The sequence below is a fragment of the Marinobacterium lacunae genome (assembly GCF_000705555.1).
Taxonomy (GTDB): Bacteria; Pseudomonadota; Gammaproteobacteria; order Pseudomonadales; family Balneatricaceae; genus Marinobacterium_D; species Marinobacterium_D lacunae.
Window position 1 is genome coordinate 1 of sequence record NZ_JMQN01000043.1, and the last position, 19,804, is coordinate 19,804.

Annotated in this window: 15 protein-coding genes; 6 read left to right on the forward strand and 9 right to left on the reverse strand. The window is 58.0% G+C overall.

From position 1 onward, the window contains the following. Positions 1 to 571: 571 nt before the first annotated feature. The 3 genes from imuA to ADIMK_RS14425 are packed head-to-tail and all read left to right on the forward strand — an operon-like array spanning position 572 to position 5,718. Positions 572 to 1,198, forward strand: coding sequence for a translesion DNA synthesis-associated protein ImuA (gene imuA / locus ADIMK_RS14415; protein WP_051692981.1), 627 nt, complete (start codon positions 572 to 574; stop codon positions 1,196 to 1,198). 1 nt (position 1,199) lies between these two features. Next, positions 1,200 to 2,588 (forward strand): Y-family DNA polymerase, encoded by a 1,389-nt coding sequence (locus ADIMK_RS14420; protein ID WP_036189705.1) that lies wholly within the window; start codon positions 1,200 to 1,202, stop codon positions 2,586 to 2,588. After that, positions 2,572 to 5,718 (forward strand): error-prone DNA polymerase, encoded by a 3,147-nt coding sequence (locus tag ADIMK_RS14425; protein WP_036189707.1) that lies wholly within the window; start codon positions 2,572 to 2,574, stop codon positions 5,716 to 5,718. Before ADIMK_RS14420 ends, ADIMK_RS14425 begins: the two co-directional genes overlap by 17 nt. Positions 5,719 to 5,731: 13 nt before the next feature. Here the strand turns inward: ADIMK_RS14425 and ADIMK_RS14430 are convergent, their stop codons facing one another. The 6 genes from ADIMK_RS14430 to ADIMK_RS14455 form a co-directional block, all read right to left on the reverse strand. After that, complete coding sequence (locus ADIMK_RS14430) at positions 5,732 to 6,190, reverse strand: hypothetical protein (protein ID WP_036189709.1); 459 nt, start codon at positions 6,188 to 6,190, stop codon at positions 5,732 to 5,734. Positions 6,191 to 6,285: 95 nt separating this feature from the next. After that, positions 6,286 to 7,503, reverse strand: coding sequence for an organoarsenical effux MFS transporter ArsJ (gene arsJ, locus ADIMK_RS14435; protein WP_051692989.1), 1,218 nt, complete (start codon positions 7,501 to 7,503; stop codon positions 6,286 to 6,288). Further along, positions 7,503 to 8,516, reverse strand: coding sequence for an ArsJ-associated glyceraldehyde-3-phosphate dehydrogenase (locus ADIMK_RS14440; protein WP_036189713.1), 1,014 nt, complete (start codon positions 8,514 to 8,516; stop codon positions 7,503 to 7,505). The genes arsJ and ADIMK_RS14440 overlap by 1 nt, the downstream gene beginning before the upstream one ends. A gap of 29 nt (positions 8,517 to 8,545) precedes the next feature. Further along, positions 8,546 to 8,779, reverse strand: coding sequence for a thioredoxin family protein (locus ADIMK_RS14445; RefSeq protein ID WP_036189715.1), 234 nt, complete (start codon positions 8,777 to 8,779; stop codon positions 8,546 to 8,548). Positions 8,780 to 8,810: 31 nt separating this feature from the next. Next, complete coding sequence (locus tag ADIMK_RS14450; protein ID WP_036189717.1) at positions 8,811 to 9,803, reverse strand: permease; 993 nt, start codon at positions 9,801 to 9,803, stop codon at positions 8,811 to 8,813. Between the two features lie 24 nt (positions 9,804 to 9,827). Further along, entirely contained in the window at positions 9,828 to 10,199 is a 372-nt protein-coding gene (locus ADIMK_RS14455) for a metalloregulator ArsR/SmtB family transcription factor (RefSeq protein WP_368085838.1), read from the reverse strand. A gap of 162 nt (positions 10,200 to 10,361) precedes the next feature. Here ADIMK_RS14455 and ADIMK_RS14460 point away from each other — a divergent pair, with 162 nt between their 5' ends. Next, the gene (locus tag ADIMK_RS14460; RefSeq protein ID WP_036189719.1) at positions 10,362 to 11,555 is read left to right on the forward strand and encodes a glycine C-acetyltransferase; all 1,194 of its coding nucleotides are present in this window, start codon (positions 10,362 to 10,364) and stop codon (positions 11,553 to 11,555) included. Then, entirely contained in the window at positions 11,555 to 12,583 is a 1,029-nt protein-coding gene (gene tdh, locus ADIMK_RS14465) for an L-threonine 3-dehydrogenase (RefSeq protein WP_036189721.1), read from the forward strand. The genes ADIMK_RS14460 and tdh overlap by 1 nt, the downstream gene beginning before the upstream one ends. On the opposite strand, the gene dapA is transcribed toward tdh, so the two are convergent. The 3 genes from dapA to ADIMK_RS14480 form a co-directional block, all read right to left on the reverse strand. Continuing rightward, the gene (gene dapA / locus ADIMK_RS14470; RefSeq protein WP_051692982.1) at positions 12,534 to 13,442 is read right to left on the reverse strand and encodes a 4-hydroxy-tetrahydrodipicolinate synthase; all 909 of its coding nucleotides are present in this window, start codon (positions 13,440 to 13,442) and stop codon (positions 12,534 to 12,536) included. The genes tdh and dapA overlap by 50 nt on opposite strands. A 380-nt stretch (positions 13,443 to 13,822) precedes the next feature. Further along, the gene (locus ADIMK_RS14475; protein ID WP_036189723.1) at positions 13,823 to 15,727 is read right to left on the reverse strand and encodes a PhoX family protein; all 1,905 of its coding nucleotides are present in this window, start codon (positions 15,725 to 15,727) and stop codon (positions 13,823 to 13,825) included. A 207-nt stretch (positions 15,728 to 15,934) separates the two neighbouring features. Then, the gene (locus ADIMK_RS14480; protein WP_036189725.1) at positions 15,935 to 16,372 is read right to left on the reverse strand and encodes a VOC family protein; all 438 of its coding nucleotides are present in this window, start codon (positions 16,370 to 16,372) and stop codon (positions 15,935 to 15,937) included. A gap of 207 nt (positions 16,373 to 16,579) precedes the next feature. Between ADIMK_RS14480 and clpB the strand changes: the two genes are divergently transcribed. Further along, entirely contained in the window at positions 16,580 to 19,156 is a 2,577-nt protein-coding gene (gene clpB, locus ADIMK_RS14485; protein ID WP_036189727.1) for an ATP-dependent chaperone ClpB, read from the forward strand. The last annotated feature ends 648 nt before the right edge of the window (positions 19,157 to 19,804 follow it).

The window sequence follows — 19,804 nt, forward strand, 5'->3', positions numbered from 1 at the left end:
GAGTAGGTCATCGCCAGGCACCTAATGATCCCGAGAGGGAGTGAAGAACCCCGGTACCGAAAGGTGCTGGGGTTTTTTGCGTCTGGGGCGGGTGAAATATATTGGACGAAGGACTGTATGACGGAGAAAGAGGCGCTGTGACGGGGTGAAGTGCCGAGTGCAGTCAATGCACCGAGATGGATCATTTTAGGAAAAATTCCTATATAAAAAGGTGGGGAATTAGGGGAATATGCGCATCGAGGGACGCAGGGAGGCGTGACTTTAAAGCGGGATGCTTTACCCTCATCCCATATCAAGGACGATATGGGGGCGGAATGGAAGCCGCAAAACCTAAGGGGCCCGGTTCACGGATGTGTTCGGGCCCCAACTTTTTATACCGTACAGCTTTCCTTACCTTCGATAGCCCTTCCTCATTGAACGATTCTGCTCATCCAATCGGATACATCCTGAATAACGCCTGAGATCGGAGCCATGTCATAGGCACGCATAAAAGACAGCGTGTACGGAGACTTGAGAAGCCGTACGTTTTGACCCAAAATGCTGTGTATATATACAGTATTTTGAGGTGGTCATGGCATTGGTCAACCTTTTGGAGCAGGGACAGCTATGGCGTGGTTCGCATGCAGGCTCAGAGAGTATTGGCGGCGTTGAAATAAGCGGTTATAGCCAGCTGGATGAGAAGCTGTATGGCGGAGGGTGGCTGAAAGGGCAGCTTGTCGAACTGCTTTACTCGGGAGAAGGGCTTGGAGAGATCCGTCTGATCTGGCCTTTATTGAGGCGTTTCTCGGCTGAAAGCAAGCCAGTGTTCTGGATTGACCCTCCTCATCATCTCTATCCAATAGCGTTGCAGAACGCTGGAATAGGGCTGTCATCTCAATATGTCGTCTATACCAGCAGCACTCGGGATCGGCTTTGGACCATCGAACAGGTGCTAAAAAGCGGTATGTCTCCTCTGGTGTTGAGCTGGCTGGACGACCGGGTCGTTACCTCCTCTCTTAGACGGCTGCAACTAGCGGTGCAAGCGGGTGGTGGGCTCGGTTGGGTGATGAGGCCGGAGAGTGTCCGGAATCAATCCTCGGCGGCGGCATACAGGATGGTTCTAAACAGGCAAGGGCAGTCGACCGAGTTGACTCTGCTTAAGCGCCGGGGCGGATGGCCTCTGCCACCGTTTCGCATAGATCTTCCGGCGGTGATATGAGATGCGTTGGTTGTGTCTGCATTTTCCCTGGCTGGAATTGGAACTGCATGGACTCTCAGAAGAGGTCCCGCAAGTATTGCTCGATAGTCGACGGCGTATTAAAACCCTGAATCCCTGTGCGGAAGATCTGGGCATAAAAACGGGGCAGGCGTTGGCGACGGCTCTGGCGCTTGGGCCTGAACTGGTTGTTCTCGATACATCCGATAAGCGTTTACGCTCCGCTCTGGAGCAGTTGGCTATCTGGGCGGGTCGTTTCAGTGCCAGAGTCTGCTTATGTCCACCGCAAGCGTTGCTGCTGGAGATCGCCAGTATGCTGAACTATTTCGGGGGGATGATGCAGCTAATAGCAGCGATAACCGATTCGCTGCGAAGTACTGGCTATACGGCCAGAATGGCCGTGGGCGAAACGGCGAAAGGGGTACAACTGCTCGCGGCTATCGAGAACCGGTTGTGTAGTGATGCGCAATCCTGGTGGGCGGGTTTGTATGCGTTACGGATCGATCAGCTCCAGCTTCACTCTGAACAGGTAGAGCGTCTGCAAGGGGTTGGGCTTTCGACATTGCAGGACCTTCTTGAACTGCCTCGCGCAGAGTTATCTCAGCGCTTTGGGCCGTCGTTGCTGCGGGAACTGGTATCGATCATCGATCCGGGAGCGCCAGCCCCTGAAACGTATAATCCACCGGAGCATTTTAGACAGCGCTGTGAGCTAGCCGCTGAGATTACGTACAGCACGGGCTTGCTGTTTCCGTTGCGTCGTTTGCTATCGGCGTTGGAGGGCTATCTCACTCAGCGCCAGCAAAAAGTAGCCCGTATCCATCTGACGCTTAATCTACGGGGGGCTTCAACTCAGACTCTTGATATAGGGCATGCAGGTGGTTGCGCGGCTGCTTCTGCCTGGCTGGAACTTTGTCGGCTGCGACTTGAGCGCGAGCAGCTCAAGGGACCGGTCCTGTCGATAGAGCTGAGTGCCGAACAAGGTGAGGTATATGAGGCCATCAGTGGGGACCTCTTTGCCCTATCTCATGCGCAGAGTTCATTACCGGATCTGATAAGTCGGCTTCGCAGCCGTTTGGGAAGTGAAGCGGTAAAGACCCTGAGCGTTTATCCGGATCATCGCCCTGAGTCTGTATTGCGTGTGGAAGGCAGTTACCGGGAGGTGTCTCCAGAGGGAATGGTACGACCCAGCTGGTTGCTGCCACATCCTCAGCCACTGTCAAAGTCACAGCGCTGTCGTCTGGAGCTGCTCAGTGGCCCTGAAAGAATTAGCAGTGGTTGGTGGGATCGAATGGTCAGTCGGGATTATTTCGTGGCCCGCTGGCCTGATGGTCGCTGTTGCTGGCTATTTCGTGAGCCCGACGGCTGCTGGTTTATCCATGGCTGGTTTGGTTGAGGTGGTGGCTGTGAATAGCGCTCTAGCGGGCTATGCAGAGTTGCATGCCGTATCCAATTTCTCGTTTCTGCGGGGTGGCTCGCATCCGGAGGAGTTGGTTGCACAGGCGGCTGCACAGGGATATCGCGCACTGGCCTTGACGGATGAGTGCTCGGTCGCCGGTGTGGTAAGGGCTCATCAGGAGGCGAAAGAGCTGGGCCTTCAGCTGTTGATAGGCAGCGAGTTTAAAGTTGATGGGCGTGTATTGGTCATATTGGCAAGGGACCGTAGAGGCTATGCCCAGCTTTGTGCATTGATTACCTGCGGGCGCAGGAGAGGCAAAAAGGGTGGGTACTTACTTACGCTAGAGGACTTTGAAAAAGAGCTGGATCGTTGTCTGATCCTGTTTCAGCCCGGCAGGGATGATAGCAACACAGAGGCTGACTTGAACTGGCTCCGACGGCATCACGCCGGACGTAGCTGGGTGCTTGTGGAGCGTCTACTCGACTCGGATGATCGTTGGCGCTATCACCGTTTAATGGAGATGCATGAGCGTCACTCGATACCGCTGGTCTGTGCGGGAGATGTGAATATGCATGAGCCTTCGCGACAGCCCTTACAGGATATTCTGACTGCAATACGGCTGCGTACAACGATTGATCAAGCCGGCTGGAGGCTCGCGGCCAATGCCGAAAGGCACCTGAGATCGCTGCCAAAGCTGGAAAAAATCTATCCACAGGCCCTGCGGGAGCAAACACTCGAAATAGCATCGCTGTGCAGTTTCTCCCTTGATGAGCTGCGCTACGAATATCCCGATGAATTGGTGCCGAATGGACTGACGCCCAGAGCACATCTGCGGGCACTGGTCGAGGCCGGTGTGAAACGGCGCTTTCCGGAAGGTGTACCTGAACAGGTGCGACAGCAGATCGAGCGTGAGCTGCAGTTGATCGCCGAGCTCAAATACGAACCTTACTTCCTTACCATTGAAGATATCGTCCGGTTTGCACGGGATAACCGGATTCTCTGTCAGGGACGAGGCTCGGCCGCCAATTCGGTGGTGTGTTATTGCCTGGGGATCACCGAAGTTGACCCGCGTCGGGTCAACCTGCTGTTCGAGCGCTTCCTGTCGAAAGAGCGCAACGAACCGCCGGATATCGATGTGGACTTCGAGCACCAGCGGCGCGAGGAGGTGATTCAATATATTTACCGTCGCTACGGGCGGGACAGGGCAGGATTGGCCGCAGCGGTGATCAGCTATTGCAGTCGCAGTGCCATTCGTGATGTCGGGAGGGCGTTAGGCTTCGATGACGCCTATCTGGGGTGGCTGATCAGTCAGATTGACCGCCGGGATACGGTACAGCCCTGGCTGAAACAGCTGGAAAAACTCGGGGGTGATAAGCCTGCACAACGCTTTCGTCACCTGCTGATGCTGGTTCCGCAGATACTCCATTTTCCGCGTCATCTGTCACAGCATGTTGGGGGCTTTGTCATCTCATCAGGCCCTTTGCATCAACTGGTGCCGATCGAGAATGCCGCCATGGAGGGGCGAACGCTGATCCAGTGGAATAAAGACGATCTTGAAGCTCTGGGGTTGCTCAAGATCGATGTGCTGGCGTTGGGCATGCTCAGTGCACTGCGGCGTGCACTTCATCTGCTTGGCGAACGTGATGGCCGGGAGTGGCTATTGCAGGATATCCCGCGCGAAGATCTATCAGTGTACGACATGCTTAGCGAAGGCGATTCGATGGGGGTGTTTCAGGTTGAGTCGCGTGCCCAGATGAACATGCTGCCGCGGCTCAGGCCTCACTGTTACTACGATCTGGTCGTACAGGTGGCTATCGTACGCCCCGGCCCTATTCAGGGTGATATGGTGCATCCCTATCTACTAAGGCGACAGGGCAAGGAGGCAATTGATTACCCTAGCGAGGCGGTCAAAGCGGTATTGGAACCCACACTCGGGGTACCGATCTTTCAGGAGCAGGTGATCCGGTTGGCGATGGTCGCCGCAGGCTTCAGCGGAGGTGAGGCAGATCAGTTGAGACGGGCGATGGCGGCCTGGCGGCGCAGTGGACATATTGCGATCTATCAGCAGAAACTGCGCAGCGGCATGATGGCGCGTGGCTACAGTGCCGAATATGCCGAGCGGATCTGCCGTCAGATCGAAGGGTTTGGCGAATATGGTTTCCCTGAATCCCATGCGGCGAGTTTTGCGCTGCTGGTTTATCTCTCTGCATGGATCAAGTGCCATGAGCCGGCAGCGTTTTGCTGTGCGTTACTCAACAGTCAGCCGATGGGCTTCTATTCGCCTTCGCAGTTGGTACAGGACGCGCGTCGGCATGGCGTTCAGGTACGCCCGGTGTGCATCAATGCCAGTGCCTATGACTGCACGCTGGAGTATGACAGCCCTGAACAGCGTGCGGCCGGTCGGGGAATACTGCGTTTGGGGTTTCGGCTGGTAAAAGGCATGTCCCGCTCGGCGGGAGAACAGATAGCCGCCATGCGACCGATTGATGGTTACCGGTCGGTCGCCGATCTGCGTGCACGGGTTCGCCTTGGTCGGAGGGATTATGACGCGTTGGCTGCGGCCAATGCTCTGGCTGCGATTGCCGGGCATCGCCATCAGGCACGTTGGGCGCTGATGAATGACGAGGCTGTTCTGGAACTGGATACCCAGGCGGCGGAGTCTGATACCAGTTGCTTGCTGGGCAGCGAAGCGGTCATGCCGGCACCGGATGAACGCAGCGAGTTGCAGGCGGATTATCGACATCTTGGGTTGACGCTCGGCCGCCATCCTATGGCGCTGCTACGCGAGCGGGGCGTGCTGTCGCGCTGCGTGCCCTCCACTGGGCTTGCCGGTGTGGAGAGTGGACGTCCGGTGCGTGTTGCCGGGTTGGTAACCAATCGCCAACGGCCGGGAACGGCAACCGGCATCACCTTTGTGACGCTTGAGGATGAGCATGGCCCGATCAATCTTGTGGTCTGGCAGGCAACTGCTCGGGCCCAGCGCAAGGCGCTGCTGGGTAGCCGGATCTTGCAGGTAGACGGCATTCTGGAGCGGGAAGGGGGGCTGATTCATGTCATAGCGGGGCGGCTGACCGATATCACATCTCTTTGGGATGGATTGAGCAGCCGCTCCCGGGACTTCCACTAGCCGGGTACTTGGTTCAGATATCGCCCAGCATATTGGAGGCGTTGGACAGCCGCATCGCTTCATGCCGTTCCAGTGCCGCCAGCTCCTCGAGCAGGTCGACAGCCGGAGTCGCGACGGCTCTGCCGGCAAGGAACTTGTACAGCTCGACGATATCGCGATGCTCCTCTTCTACCCGCTGGATAATCTCTTCGGCGGACAGGTCCGCGAATGGGGCGTCGATCTGGGCAAAGGATTTGATCGGTTTTTTGTCCAGATACTCCATGACCCAAGTATTCAATGCCTTGAGGTTATCGCTTTTCTCGAATGCGTCTACCGCCCGGGCCAGTTTGGCCTCATGCTCGGAAAGGTAATCCAGTAGCAACCGCGCCTTCTCGTCACGATTCGCGTCGCTGCTTTTTTTCAGGCTGTCGGAAAGCTGCTGATGGTAAGCTTTCGTCCAGTGAATGATGTCGCGAAAAGTATCGATCTGCATGCTGACTCTCCTCGATGACTGACGGCCCCGAAAGCATCGGCAAAGGGACCTTTGCTGTCTACCTAAAGGATATGTCAGTACACCCTGATTACCAGTTAATTGCGTGGCAGCCAGACCGAGATCAAGACTGTCAGCAATAGCAGGGCTGTGGATATCCACAGACAGGCGGCGAGTCCGACGGCACCTTGTCCTGCAGCCTGAAATACCCAACCTGAGAGCAGCGTGCCCAGAAGACGGCCCAGCGCATTGGCCATGTAGTAGAAGCCGACATCCAGCGAGACACCATCTGCGCGGGCAAGACTCACGATCAGGTAGCTGTGCAGCGATGAGTTGATCGCAAACAGCAGGCCAAACACCATAAGGCCTGCAACTATCAGCGTTTGCGGGGCAAGTGCTGCGTCCAGCCCGAGGGCGATCACCGCTGGCGTCATGGCAAGGGCAGCCGCCCACAGCATCGCCGCGCGACCATCCGGCACACGGCCACTGGCTTTGCCGGTGATGCGTGGGGCCAGCGCCTGAACCGCGCCATAACCGATGATCCACAGGGCGAGAAAACCGCCGGTCTGCCAGTGGTCCCAGCCCAGCGTCTGCGAGAGAAAGACCGGCAGCGCGACCACAAACCAGACATCGCGTGCGCCGAACAGGCACAAGCGAGCGGCCGAGAGAATATTGATCGCTGGGCTTTTAGAGAATATGTCACGGAACTTGGGCTTTGATTTCGCCTTGCCCAGATCATGTTTAAGCGCGATCAGACTGGCACACCATACCAGTGCCAGTGCCGCCGCCATGAAGGCGATAGCCCCGGTGAAGCCAAGCCCCACCAGCAGCGCGCCGCCGAGAAAGAAGCCGACACCCTTGAGTGCATTTTTAGAACCGGTCAGCAGCGCTACCCATTTATAAAGCGCGCCTTGAGCATCGGCTGGCACCAGCAGCTTGATCGAGCTCTTGGCGCTCATCTTGTTGAGATCCTTGGCGATGCCGGATAGTGCCTGAGCGGCCATGACCCAGGGCACGCTCAACATCGCGGTCGGGACCAGCAACATCACCAGCGCCACAACCTGCAGACCCAGGCCTATGTTCATCGTGCGGTTCAGCCCCAGGTGAGCACCGAGCCAGCCGCCGAACAGGTTGGTGACAACGCCGAAGATCTCGTAAAAGAGAAACAGCAGCGCGATCTCCAGCGGCGAATAGCCGAGACTGTGAAAATGCAGCACGACCAGCATGCGCAGAGCGCCGTCCGTGAGCGTAAAGGCCCAGTAGTTGCCGGTGACAACCAAATATTGGCGCACCTGCGGGGTGAGCTGGCTCAGCATCATCCTTTATCCAGTTGACCGACCTTCAGTGCCAGTTCCGCGGTGCGGTTGGCATAGCCCCACTCGTTGTCGTACCAGGCGTATATCTTCACCTGCGTACCATTAACCACCATCGTCGAAAGCGCATCGATGATGCTTGAGCGCGGGTCTGTCTTGTAATCGATCGATACCAGCGGGCGCTCCTCGTAACCGAGAATCCCCTTCAGCTCGCCTTCAGCGGCCTGTTTTAGCAGGGCGTTGACCTCTTCAGCGCTGGTCTCGCGTGCAACTTCGAACACGCAGTCGGTTAGAGACGCGTTAGCCAGCGGCACGCGGATGGCGTGGCCGTTCAGCTTGCCCTTTAGCTCCGGGAAGATATGGGTAATCGCCGTGGCAGAGCCGGTAGTGGTTGGGATCAGACTCTGGCCGCAGGCACGCGCCCGACGCAGATCCTTGTGAGGGGCGTCAAGGATGGTCTGGGTATTGGTAATATCGTGGATTGTGGTCATCGAGCCATGCTTGATACCCAGCTGCTCGTGGATAACCTTCACCACAGGTGCCAGACAGTTGGTGGTACAGGATGCCGCCGTCACGATGCGATGCTCTGCGGGGTTGTAGAGATCGTCATTAACGCCGATGACCAGATTGAGCACGCCCTCCTCTTTGACAGGAGCGGTCACGACCACGCGCATTACCCCCTGCTCAAGATAGGCTTCAAGGAGCGCTTTCTTGTTCATCTTGCCGGAGGCTTCGATCACCAGATCGCAGCCGGACCAGTCGGTTTCGCCGATTGTCTTGTTCCGGCTGGTCGCGATGCGCTGTCCTTCGATCAGGATGCAGTCGTTCTCGGCACGCGCTTCGTGGCTCCAGCGACCGTGAACCGAATCGAAATTGAGCAGGTGGGCCAGTGTGGCCGCATCACCTGCCGGATCGTTGATCTGTACGAACTCGATCTCATCCCAGCCCCAGGCTGCGCGCATCGCAAGCCGCCCCATGCGGCCGAACCCATTGATTCCGACTTTGATCTTTTGCATCTGAAAACTCTTCTACAGGTTGATACGGATCAGGCCAGCCAGCTGCGGATAGCGTCCTGACTCGGGATACTGCCTGAGTGAACGACAGTGTCGTCGATAACCACGGCGGGTGTGCTCATGACGCCATGATTCATGATCGCTTCCGGATCGGTCTCTTTGATGACATTCACCTCAACGCCGATATCCGCCGCCACCTTGGCGATGATGTCGGCTGTCTTGATACATTTGCTGCAACCGCTGCCCAATACCTTGATCTGTTTCATTATTGACTCCTTGTAACCGTCGCGCTGACGTTCATATAAACGGCGTCAGCAGATTGAAAATCCAGCCCACCAGCGTAAAGGCGGTCAGCAGCAGTGCGAACAGCGTCACCAGCAACCGCCACTGCATTACCTGCTTGAGCAGAATGAACTCGGGAAAACTGGCAGCCACCGTGCTCATGCAAAACGCCAGCGTCGTACCGATAGGGAGGCCGTTCTGAATCAGGCTTTCCATGACTGGAATCACGCCGGTGGCGTTGGAATACAAGGGGATTCCCAGCCCCACGGCAGCCGGGACCGACCACCATTGACCGTTGCCCAGATGAGCCTCTATCCAGCCATCCGGTACAAACCCGTGCAGGGCCGCGCCGAGGCCGACGCCGATAATCACCCACTTCCAGACCCGGCCAAATATGTCGGCGGTTTCCGAGCGGGCGAAACTGTGGCGCTCGGCAAAGCTCAACTGGCGCGGTGCGCTGGATGGGGTGAGGGGGCCTCCCTGTTGTCCCCGTTCGAGCGCTTTGCGGGCGAACGACTGCAACCAGCGCTCGGCGCGTATCTGGTCGAGAAAAATGCCCCCAAGAATGCCGACCGACATGCCCACAACCACATACAGCAAGGTGAACTTCCAGCCGAGCAAGCTCAGCAACAACAGCACCGCCACCTCGTTGATCAACGGCGATGTAAGCAGGAACGCCATGGTGATGCCCACCGGAATGCCTGCCGAGGTGAAACCGAGGAAGACCGGAATGCTCGAGCAGGAGCAGAACGGGGTGATCGCGCCGAAGCCTGAGCCCAGCAGATAGCCCACACCGCGATGCCGGCCCGCGAGAAAGTCGCGAACACGTTCCACATCGAGTGATGCACGGGCCAGCGCGATCAGGTAGATCATCACCACCAGCAGTACGTAGATCTTGCTGACATCCTCGACGAAAAAGTGCAGGGCGTCGCCGAGCTTTGTTTCGGGTGACAGACTCAACAGACCGTAGACCAGCCAGTCGGCCAGATAGGTGAAGATCTCAAACATGGCTCATCTCCTTGAAGCCGGGGTTCAGGACGCGGCCGAACAGAGCCGTTCGCTGTCTGAAGGGCGGTCTTGCATCAATGCCAAACGGCTTTCCGGCTGTCGCAGGAGAGTCGGGTTGTGTTCCCGCGTTTGCCTCAGTAACTCGACGATCCACTGCGGTATCTGCGGATGCAGACGGTAGAACACCCACTGCCCCTGACGGCGATCCTGCAGTAGCCCCGCGCGGCGCAACTGTGCCAGATGGCGTGATACCTTGGGTTGGCTCTCATCAAGCGCCTGCATCAGCTCGCACACGCAGAGCTCACCTCTGGCTTCGATCAGCAGCAGGCTGCTCAGGCGCAGCTCGTCGGAGAGGTTCTTGAACAGCTGGGCCGGTGATAAGGTCGGCATCGTCATGGTGGTGCTCTTGATTGATCCTGTATATATGGAAAAGTATATATATGGAAAAGCATATGTAAAAGCCCCAAGCCTGATCTGAATCAGCTGTGGCTCCACATTCGCGTCTTGAGAGTCAGGCGCTATCTTTATAGGCACAAACGCGAGCGAATGGAGTGCGGAATGAAGCGTGAGCAGTTCCTCGAAAGCCTGAGTGCGCAGTGTGAAGCGCTGAAGCAGGACGGGCTCTACAAAACAGAGCGTCAAATCACCTCGCCCCAGTCCGTCGATGTGACACTCGGCGGTGGTCATACCGTCGTCAATTTCTGTGCTAACAACTACCTTGGTCTTGCCGATCATCCGGCACTGATTGAGGCGGCCAAGCAGGGATTGGATCAGCACGGGTTTGGTATGGCATCGGTGCGCTTTATCTGCGGCACCCAGGATATACACAAGCAACTCGAAGCCTCGCTTGCGGCGTTTCTCGGTATGGAGGACAGCATTCTTTACTCCTCCTGCTTTGACGCCAACGGCGGTTTGTTCGAAACCCTGCTGGGCTCTGAGGACGCGGTGATCAGTGATGCGCTGAACCACGCCAGCATCATCGATGGAGTACGCCTGAGCAAGGCCCGACGCTGTCGCTACGCCAACAACGATATGGCTGAACTGGAGCGACAGCTCAAGGACACCCAGGATTGCCGGGTGAAACTGATCGCCACTGACGGCGTGTTCTCCATGGATGGGGTCATCGCCAATCTGCCGGCGATCTGTGATCTGGCAGAGCGCTACGATGCGCTGGTGATGGTGGATGACTCCCACGCGGTGGGCTTCTTGGGTGAGCACGGCAGGGGCACCCCGGAATATCACGGTGTCATGGAGCGGGTGGATATTCTGACCGGTACCTTCGGAAAGGCACTCGGTGGTGCTTCGGGAGGCTATACCGCCGCAAGCCGCGCAATTGTCGACTGGTTGCGTCAGCGCTCACGCCCCTATCTGTTTTCCAACTCGTTGGCGCCGCCAATCGTACAGGCCACGCTCACATCGCTTGAACTGGTGGAATCTCACGGGCGCGAGATGCGTGCACGGCTGCAGGAAAACAGCCGCTACTTTCGCCGGGAGATGGAAAGCGCCGGCTTCTCTCTGGCTGGCGGTGAGCACCCCATTATTCCAGTAATGATCGGCGATGCCGCGCTGGCCGGTGAGATGGCGGAACGTTTGCTGGCCGAGGGTATCTATGTGATCGGCTTCTCCTATCCGGTGGTGCCGATGGGGCAGGCCCGGATACGCACGCAGATGTCGGCCGCGCACAGCCTGATCCAGCTGGAGCGGGCGGTAGAAGCCTTTCATCGAATCGGTCGTGAACTGGGAGTGATCTGATGCGCGCGTTGGCGAAACTGCACCCTGAAGAGGGTATCTGGCTGCATACCACGCAGCGCCCGAAAATGGGACACAACGATCTGATGATCAAGATCCACAAGACCGCGATCTGCGGCACCGATATGCATATCTACAATTGGGACGCCTGGGCGCAGAAGACCATTCCTGTGGGTATGACCGTGGGGCATGAGTACGTCGGTGAAGTGGTGGAGATCGGCTCTGAGGTCGAGGGCTTCAGGCCTGGCGATCGGGTGTCAGGCGAGGGCCATATTACCTGCGGCCACTGCCGCAACTGCCGTGCCGGACGTCGTCACCTGTGCCGCAATACCCAGGGTGTAGGCGTCAACCGACCTGGCGCCTTTGCCGAATATCTGGTGATTCCCGCGATCAACGCATTCAAGATACCCGATAACATCTCCGACGACCTGGCGGCTATTTTCGACCCCTTCGGCAACGCCCTGCACACGGCGCTGTCATTCGATCTCGTTGGTGAGGATGTGCTGGTAACCGGCGCCGGCCCCATCGGTATCATGGCTGCAGCCGTTGCCCGGCATGTGGGGGCTCGTCATGTGGTGTTGACCGATGTGAACCCCTATCGCCTGGCGCTTGGGCGGCGAATGGGGGTTATCCACACCGTCAACGTGGCTGAGCAGTCCCTTGATGACAAAATGCACGAACTGCAGATGAATGAAGGCTTCGATGTCGGGCTGGAGATGTCCGGCGCGGAACCGGCCTTTCGCAGCATGTTGGAGGCGATGAACCACGGCGGCAAGATAGCCATGCTCGGCATTCCAGCCGGCGACATGGCGATCGACTGGACGCAGGTGATCTTCAAGGGCCTGATCATCAAGGGCATCTACGGTCGCGAAATGTTCGAGACCTGGTACAAGATGGCGTCGGTTGTTCAGTCCGGGCTCAACCTGTCCCCCATCATTACCCACCGTTTTCCCATCGAGCAGTTTCAGCAGGGGTTCGATGTCATGCGCTCAGGCGAGGCGGGCAAGGTGATACTGGAGTGGGACTCGTGAGTTGCTCCAGAGCTTCCCGAATCGCCGCCTTGCTGCTCTCCTGTAACTCCACCATTGGTAAGCGCAGTTCAGCTGAGCATAGCCCCAACAGGGAGCATGCGTACTTGATTCCGGCGGGGTTGGGTTCCAGCCCCAAGGCCTGGATCATCGGTGTCAGCTGGCGCTGGATCGCGGTGGCGGTGGTGAAGTCGTTGGCGCGGCAGGCATCCTGCAGTTGGCGGCTATGGGCGGGTAGAAGGTTGGCGATGACGCTGATGATGCCGTTGCCCCCCATCGCGTTGTATGCGGCGGCGGTGCAGTCATCGCCTGAGAGGTAACAGAACAGGTCGCCAATCAGTATCCGCTCCTGCATCGGTCTGGCCAGATCCCGGCACGCGTCCTTGACGCCGATCACCCGATCCAGCTGGGCCAGACGAGCCATCGTATCCGGTTGTATATCGACGATGGTGCGCGGCGGAATATTGTAGATGATGATCGGCAGATGGGTGTTATCGTGAACGTAACGGAAATGCTCGTACAGCCCCTGCTGATTGGGCCGGTTGTAGTAGCCGGCGGCGCAGAGCAGTGCATCCACACCGGTTTGCTCTGCAGCCTGGGCCAGTGCCAATGCTTCTATCGGGTTGTAGGAGGTCGCGCCTGCAATTACCGGAATACGTCCTGCGATATATCGGCAGACCTCGGACAACAGCTGTTGATATTCAGCCTTGTTCAGCGCTGGCGCTTCGCCTGTTGTTCCCGCGATCAGCAGCCCCTGAGTGCCGTTTTCGAGATGGTGGTCCAGGCAGCGCAAGAGACTGGGGTAATCGATCTGTCCCTCACTGAAGGGGGTGATCAAGGCAACGAGTGAACCTTCAAACATGGTGTTTCTCCCTAAATAGGTGGGTATAGGTGGTCGTGACCAGGTTCTCCGGGCATTAAAAAACCCGGTGGCGTAGTCCGCGACCGGGTTTCTGTAAACGCTAAGATCGTTACCCTCTCAGCCCTTCATACACACAACACCCGTCCCGGACAGAAAATGCCCGTTTATCGGCGTTGCGTTTAGAGAAGAGAGATGTGGCTATCACAAGTGCGACGATCAAATCAGTAGTTGGTTGAGTTGAATCTAGCAACCAGCCTGCGGTTGGTCAATCGTAAAGGTTAGGGAATGTAAAAAGGCCCGCTGCCTTTTTGAGGAGCGGGCCAAGCTGACAAGTCCAGTCATGAGCAGACGCCATCCCTGGCGTCGGTATTGCAAACGGCTTAGGCGCCGATGATGCCGCCATCCTTGCGGCGCACAACCATAATGGTTGAGCGGGGTTTGCTGCTGCCGCCAGCCGGGAAGTGGGACGGGGCAAGCTCTTCGCCCGGGTGCTGTACGCCGACGAAGACAGCGCGATGGTCCGGCGCGAATGTCAGGCCGGTGATCTCACAGGCGATCGGGCCCGTAGCGAAGCGGCGGATCTCGCCGGTTTCAGGATCGGCGCAGAGCATCTGGTTGTTACCCATGCCGGCGAATTCACCCTCGTTGGAGTATTTGCCGTCGGTCAGGATCCACAGGCGACCGTCGTTATCGAAGCCCAGACCGTCAGGGCTGTTGAACATGTTGTCGGCGTTGATGTTGGCGCTGCCTTTGTACAGGCCTTCACCGACTGTCGGGTTGCCGGCAATCACGAACAGATCCCAGTCGAAACCGGCAGCGGTATGATCACCACCGCGCGGCCACCAGCGCACGATCTGGCCGTAGTTGTTTTTGGCACGCGGGTTCGGGCCGCCCACCGGCTGGTTCTTGCCTTCAACACCGCGGTATTTGTTGTTGGTCAGGGTGCAGCACACGCTCTTGTTGTTCGGGTGTACGGCAATCCATTCCGGACGGTCCATCGTGGTTGCGCCAACCTGAGTCGCGGCTTCACGGGCGAAGATCAGTACTTCAGCCTGATCGGCAAAACCGTTTTCCTGGGTCAGGCCGTTCTTGCCATGAGTCAATTCCAGCCACTGGCCCTGACCTTTCAGCTCGCCTTCGCCAGCGTCGAAACGTGCCACATACAGAGTGCCCTCTTCGAGCAGGTTGCGGTTAGCCGCCTGATCGTTGGGGTTGTACGTGTTCTTGGACACGAAGCGGTACAGGTGCTCACCACGCTCGTCATCACCGAGATACACCACGACATGGCCGTTGTCATCGACGGTTACGGCAGCGTTTTCATGCTTGAAGCGACCCAGCGCGGTGCGCTTCTGCGGTGTAGAGGTCGGATCCATCGGATCGATCTCGACGATCCAGCCATGACGGTTCGGCTCGTTCGGGTTTTTGGCGATATCGAAACGCTCATCCTGAGTGAACCACTGGTAGTCGCTCTTGTCTTTCAGACCGTAGCGCTTCTGGTGCTTGTCGGCCGAGAACGCGGCATCTGCAGTACCGAAGAAACCGTTGAAGTTCTCTTCACAGGTCAGGTAGGTGCCCCAGGGGGTCTGGCCGTTGGCGCAGTTGTTGAACGTACCCAGTACCTTCTTGCCAGCGGCGTCGGCTGAGGTTTTGACCAATGCATGACCGGCGACGGGGCCGGTCAGCTCCATCTCGGTGTTGGCGGTGATGCGGCGGTTGTACTTGGAATCTTTCAGGTAGCTCCAGCCGCCGTTGGCATTGCGCTGTACTTCGAAGACCGATACACCGACAGCGGCCTGGGCTTTCTTCACCTCGTCGGCACTCAGCGCCTCTTTACCCTGATGGGGGAAGAGGTACTCGTAGTTTGTGTATTCGTTGTTCACGGCAATTACGCCGCGGTCTTCGCTCAGCGGGAAGAAGCTCATACCGTCGGTGTTGTCACCGAACTGGCCCGCCTGCGCAGCAGAGTCCTGCAGGCCGGATTCGTCGAATGCCGGTGCACCCTTGAGAATTGGATCACCCCAGGAGATCAGCGGCTCGGCGATATAGCCTTCCGGTACTTCGAAGGTATCGGCTGTGCTGGCCGGAATCTGGGTGAAACCGAGCAGTTTGCTTTCGGTCACGGCAGCAACGGCTTTTGCCAGCGGGGATGCGGCCAGGAACAGACCCATGGCGGCGGCACTGCCCTGCAGGAAACCGCGGCGGCTCAGGCCTTTCTGAACCAGCTTGTCGAAGTCGCTGTGTTCCAGCTCGATATGATCTTCATCGTCGTAGGGTTTGTGGCTCATGGTGATGTTGTCCTGTCGTTCAAGAAAAATTCAGTGCGCATTTGATAACAGCCGCAGATGACAGAAATAAGAAACCGACCGCAAATGTCAGTTTTTAGTCCGCCTAGCGCAGGGGAACGTGAATAAGACAGGGGCTTTGAGTCATTGTAGAGCGAGAGGAGCCGGCACATCGCTGAGGGCGATGCGCCGCCCGAAGTCAGTTGGGTGTTATTTCGCGAACAAAGTGTCGATGTTTTTGAACGCCTTGATCTCGATCGCATTGTCAGATGGATCAAGGAAGAACATGGTGGCCTGCTCACCGACCTCCCCGGCAAAGCGTATATAGGGTTCGATAACAAAATCGATGCCCAGCCCCTTGAGCCTGTCGGCCAGTGCCTGCCATTCATCCATTGGCAGCACGATGCCGAAATGCCGGGCCGGAACTTTGTGGTTATCCACATCGCTGGTTGCCGAACAGCCGCACTCCTCAGGCGCGACATGCGCCACGATCTGGTGGCCGTAAAAGTTGAAATCGCACCATTTTCCCGGTGAACAACGCCCCTCGCTGCACCCGAGCACGTGGCCATAGAAGTGGCGGGCTTCCTCCAGCTCACGAACGGGAAATGCCAGATGGAAGGGGTGAATACTCTGGTTGGATCCACTCATCTAGAACTCCTGACATCAGAATGTGTTTTGGTCAGTGTAGTGTGGTTTCCGATGCGAATTCACCCCGCGGTGTTTTGCGCCCTATATCAGTATTGTCTAATTTTTATTCATCAGTGCACTTGAAGCCGGCGGAAAACACCCTCATTTACTGAGGTAACAGAAAGTTCCGGAGTCTATCCGGCGCAGCAGAGTTCAAAAGGAGAGCCTATGCGTCCTGACAAATTCACCTCCAAACTCCAGGAGGCCCTGGCCGATGCCCAGTCGCTGGCGATCGGCAAAGACCACAACATGATCGAGCCGATCCACCTGCTGGCGGCATTCCTCGAGCAGCGCGGCGGCTCTATCAGACCGCTGCTGAAGCAGGCTGGCGCCGAGCCTATGGCGCTTACCCGCAAGGTGGGTGAGGCACTCGATCGCTTGCCGGTGGTCTCCAATCCGGACGGCGAGATTCGCCTGTCCCAGAACATGGCACGGCTGTTTAACCTGACCGATAAGCTGGCGCAGCAGCGCGGCGACGAGTATGTCGCCAGCGAGCTGGTACTGCTGGCGATGCTGGAGGACAAGGGTGACACCAGCAAGCTGCTGAAAGAGGCCGGTGTCACCCGTGAGTCGCTGACCACGGCGATCAACAACGTGCGCGGCGACCAGGCGGTGACCGACCCCAATGCCGAGGAGAACCGTCAGGCGTTGGATAAATACTGTATCGACATGACCGAGCGTGCCGAGTCCGGCAAGCTCGATCCGGTGATCGGCCGTGACGACGAGATTCGCCGCACCATCCAGGTGCTGCAGCGGCGCACCAAGAACAACCCGGTGCTGATCGGTGAACCCGGTGTCGGTAAGACCGCCATCGTCGAGGGCCTTGCGCAGCGTATCGTCAATGGCGAAGTGCCTGAAGGACTCAAGCACAAGCGTGTGCTGGCGCTGGATATGGGCGCGCTGATCGCTGGCGCCAAGTTCCGCGGCGAGTTCGAGGAGCGCCTGAAGGCAGTGCTGAACGAGCTGTCCAAGCAGGAAGGCCAGATCATCCTGTTTATCGATGAGCTGCACACCATGGTCGGCGCCGGTAAGGCCGAGGGTGCCATGGACGCCGGTAATATGCTCAAGCCGGCGCTGGCGCGCGGCGAACTGCACTGCGTCGGCGCCACCACGCTGGACGAGTACCGCCAGTACGTGGAGAAGGACGCGGCACTTGAGCGTCGCTTCCAGAAGGTGATCGTCGACGAACCCAGCGAAGAGGACACCATCGCCATTCTGCGTGGCTTGAAAGAGCGCTACGAGGTGCATCACGGCGTCGATATCACCGACCCTGCAATCATCGCCGCGGCCAAGCTCAGTCAGCGCTACATCACCGACCGCCAACTGCCGGACAAGGCGATCGACCTGATCGACGAAGCCGCCTCCCGTATCCGCATGGAGATCGACTCCAAGCCGGAGGAGATGGACCGTCTCGACCGTCGCTTGATCCAGCTGAAGATGGAGCGCGAAGCGTTGAAGAAGGAGAAGGACGAGGCCTCGCGCAAGCGTTTGTCCGAACTGGAGGAGCATATCGCCACGCTGGAGAAGGAGTACGCCGACTTCGAGGAGATCTGGAAGGCGGAGAAAGCCACGCTGCAGGGCTCGGCTCAGGTCAAGGAGCAGCTCGACCAGGCCCGTATCGAGATGGAGCAGGCGCGCCGTGCCGGTGATCTGGCCAAAATGTCCGAGCTTCAGTATGGCCGCATCCCGGAGCTGGAAAAGCAGCTGCAGGCGGCCGATAGCGCCGAGCAGGAGCAGACCGAGACCAAGCTGCTGCGCAACAAGGTGACCGAAGAGGAGGTGGCCGAGGTGGTCTCCCGCTGGACCGGCATCCCTGTCGCTAAGATGCTCGAGGGTGAGCGCGAGAAACTGCTGCGCATGGAAGAAGCGCTGCACCAGCGGGTGGTCGGCCAGGACGAAGCGGTGATCGCTGTGTCCAACGCCGTGCGCCGCTCCCGTGCAGGTCTTGCCGATCCTAACCGTCCGCACGGCTCCTTCCTGTTCCTCGGCCCTACCGGTGTCGGCAAGACCGAGCTGTGCAAGGCGCTGGCCGGCTTCCTCTTCGATACCGAAGAGGCGATGGTACGCATCGACATGTCCGAGTTCATGGAGAAACACTCCGTGGCCCGCCTGATTGGTGCGCCTCCTGGCTATGTCGGGTACGAGGAGGGCGGCTACCTGACCGAAGCGGTACGCCGCAAACCCTACTCCGTGCTGCTGCTCGACGAGGTGGAAAAGGCGCACCCGGACGTGTTCAACATCCTGCTGCAGGTGCTGGAAGATGGCCGCCTGACCGATGGTCAGGGGCGTACCGTGGATTTCCGCAACACCATTGTGGTGATGACCTCGAACCTGGGCTCGGACCTGATCCAGAACTACACCGAGGACGATGACTACAACCTGATGAAGAGCGCGGTGATGGAGGCGGTGGGCATGCACTTCCGCCCCGAGGTGATCAATCGTATCGACGAGGTGGTGGTGTTCCACAGCCTGCGTAAAGAGCAGGTGGCCGGTATCGCCAACATCCAGCTTGAGCGCCTGCGCAAGCGTCTGGCCGAGCGTGAGCTGACGCTGACGCTGACCAGTACCGCCATGGACAAGCTGGTTGATGTGGGCTTCGAGCCGATATACGGCGCGCGGCCGTTGAAGCGTGCGATCCAGCAGTGGATCGAGAACCCGCTGGCGCAGAAGATTCTCTCGGGCGATTACGCACCGGGTGATGAGATTGGGGTGGATGTTGAGGCAGGGGAGTTTGTGTTCCGATAAGTTTTCGGTACTTCCGCCTGCATGAGAAAAGAGCCTGCCGGTGTTTCGGTGGGCTCTTTTTATTTAGTCAGTGTTTCGCCCTGGGGCGAGTTCATTTTCTTTGCTTGCCCAAAGAAAACGAACCAAAAGAAAAGGCACACCCACGAAGCAGGCCTTCGGCTCCCCTGCGCTTCTCGAAGCGACGGGATGGCTGAGAAACTCGTCGCTTCGCTCCTCAAACAACTCAGCCATTTTTCCCGTCACTTCTGCGATGCTCGGCTGCTTTGAGGGGGAGGTGGGTGCCATCGTCATCAAAAGTGTGATGCAGCCACTTCGACGCCACCCCTACTGCAGCGCTTGGACATCGCTGCAGGCCTGCACCATCGCGCGCAAACAGGCCCAAGACGTGCCGGTAAACAGTATCCTGCACAGAGCCTGCACCTGCGCGACACCATCTACCCCATCTATTCAGATACCGAGGCGGATAAGCCTATGCAGCGACGCAGCAGTTCGGGGATGAGGAGCGGAACATACCAGCACGCGAGTATTTTTGGAATCGGTCTTGTGGATGTGGAGGAATTTTTGGGTATTCTGGCGGAGGAGCTGGAGGGGTTGCTTAGAAGGACGGAATTTGTGTCCGTGTGGAGCAGGGATTCTAGTTTGCGGCTC